Origin of the sequence: Mesorhizobium sp. M5C.F.Ca.IN.020.29.1.1 (genome assembly GCF_003997375.1) — a bacterium.
Lineage (GTDB): Bacteria > Pseudomonadota > Alphaproteobacteria > Rhizobiales > Rhizobiaceae > Mesorhizobium > Mesorhizobium wenxiniae.
The window spans coordinates 1-1,958 of the sequence record NZ_RZSW01000825.1; the positions used below are offsets into that span (position 1 = coordinate 1).

The window sequence follows — 1,958 nt, forward strand, 5'->3', positions numbered from 1 at the left end:
GCCCTGCCGTGCAGGCGGGTGAAGCCGTCGGCGAACATCAGCGCATAGATGAAGCCGGCGCAGGCGCCGGTCAGGTCGATCGCGCCGGCGCGACCTAGTCCCAGCCGATGTGCGACCAGGGGCGCGCTTGGCGGCAGAAGATGATCGGGTGTGGAGGTAGCGAGCAACAGCAGGCCGATGTCGCCGCGGTCGATACCGGCATTGGTCAGCGCCATGTCGCCGGCGTGCGCGGCAAGGGCCGACAGCGTGTCTTCGTCCGCTGCCCAGAAGCGCGACCGTATCCCGGTGCGCCGCTCGATCCAGCCGGGTTCAAGCCCGAGACGATCTTCGATTTCCGGATTCTCCACCTTGCGCGCGGGCGCATGATGGCCAAGCCCGAGAATGCGCGATGATCGGCTCATGGCTTTGAGCCGAAGCGTTCGCCGGCCTCCTCGATGGCGTCATAGAGCCCATCCAACTCGTTGCCGGTAATGCGATAGGGCGGCAGAAGGTACAGGACATTGCCGAGCGGGCGCACGAGCAGGCCGCGCTCAAGAAAAAAAGCGCGCAGTTTTGGCCCGATCTCGGCCAGATAACCGGCTGAGCCGGTGCGTAGGTCGAGTGCCGCGATGGTGCCGGTTGTCCGGCAATCGGTGAAGCGAGGGTTGTCGCGAAAGCGTCGAAGCCCGGCGGCCTGTCGCTCGCTCAAGGCCGCGATCCGCTCGGCCACCGGCTCGTCGTGCCAGATCTCGACATTGGCAAGTGCCGCCGCGCATGCAATCGGATTGGCGGTGTAGGAGCTCGAATGGAAAAACGTCTTCTTGCGATCCTCGGAATAGTGAGCCTGGAAGATGGCATCGGTGGCGATCGTGGCGGCCAGCGGGATGGTACCACCGGTCAGACCTTTCGAGGTGCACAGGATGTCCGGCGAGACGGACGCCTGTTCGCAGGCGAACATGGTTCCGGTGCGCCCCCAGCCGGTCATCACTTCATCGGCGATCAGCAGCGTGCCGGCGGCCTCAGTGATCCTCTTCAATTCGGTCAGAACCCAGGCCGGATACATGAGCATGCCGCCGGCGCCGAGCACGAGCGGCTCGACGATCAGCGCGGCGGCGCGCCGGTCGCGGGAGAGTGCCTCGAACCGATCCAGCGTTTCCTGCTCGCGCCCGGCGGCCGGGAAGGGGATGGTGTCGACCTCGAACAGCAAGGGCTCGTAGGCGGCGTTGAACACGCCACGGGCGCCGACGCTCATCGCCCCGATCGTGTCACCATGATAGCTGTGCTCCATGACGACGATGCGCGAACGCGGCGCGCCGATGTTGCGGAAATAGCCGAGCGCCATCTTCAGCGCGACTTCGATTGAGGTCGAGCCACTGTCGGAATAGAACACCCGGTCAAGGCCGGCGGGTGCGAGGCCGACAAGCGCCTCGGCCAGGCGCTCGGCCGGCTCGTGGGTGAAGCCTGCGAAGATGATCTGGTCGAGGCTCGACGCGGTCGTCTCGATGGCCTTCATGATGCGGGGGTGGCGGTGGCCATGAGTGACGACCCACCAGGAAGAAATCGCATCCAGGATGCGGGAGCCGTCGGCCTTGTGGAGATAGGCGCCTTCAGTCAGCACGATTTCAGGGATCGAGGGCTCTAGCGCGTGCTGCGTGAACGGATGCCAGACTCGAGACTGCGCCATCAGTCGCCTCCGGCAATCATGGCCAGGTCGAAGCCGGAAATCATTGCATCTCTCAACGTTTCACCCGTCAGCGGACCGAGGTGCGGCAGCCTGCCGAGCTGCGGCACGCCGCCGAATTCCACGATTGTCCTTTGCGTATCGGCCACCTCTTCGCCCATGAAGGCAATGCCGATGAGCGGGATGGAGCGGGCTCTCAGGGCCTCGATCGACAACAGCGTATGATTGATGGTGCCGAGCGCGGTGCGGGCGCACAGTATGACCGGCAGCCGCCATTGTTCGAATATGTCAATGAACC

At 64.8% G+C, this 1,958-nt stretch carries 2 protein-coding genes and 1 pseudogene; all 3 read right to left on the reverse strand.

Features of this window, described 5'->3' with window-relative positions; genetic code table 11:
• A pseudogene (locus EOA85_RS33960) lies at nucleotides 1-401 on the reverse strand (3-oxoacyl-ACP synthase); the annotation flags it as partial.
• On the reverse strand, nucleotides 398-1,663 hold the full coding sequence (locus EOA85_RS33965) for an adenosylmethionine--8-amino-7-oxononanoate transaminase (RefSeq protein WP_127212609.1): 1,266 nt from the start codon (nucleotides 1,661-1,663) through the stop codon (nucleotides 398-400). The gene EOA85_RS33965 and the pseudogene EOA85_RS33960, both read right to left, overlap by 4 nt.
• Nucleotides 1,663-1,958: ATP-dependent dethiobiotin synthetase BioD (gene bioD, locus EOA85_RS33970; protein WP_164760084.1), on the reverse strand; the 296-nt coding region annotated here is incomplete at its 5' end. The genes EOA85_RS33965 and bioD, both read right to left, overlap by 1 nt.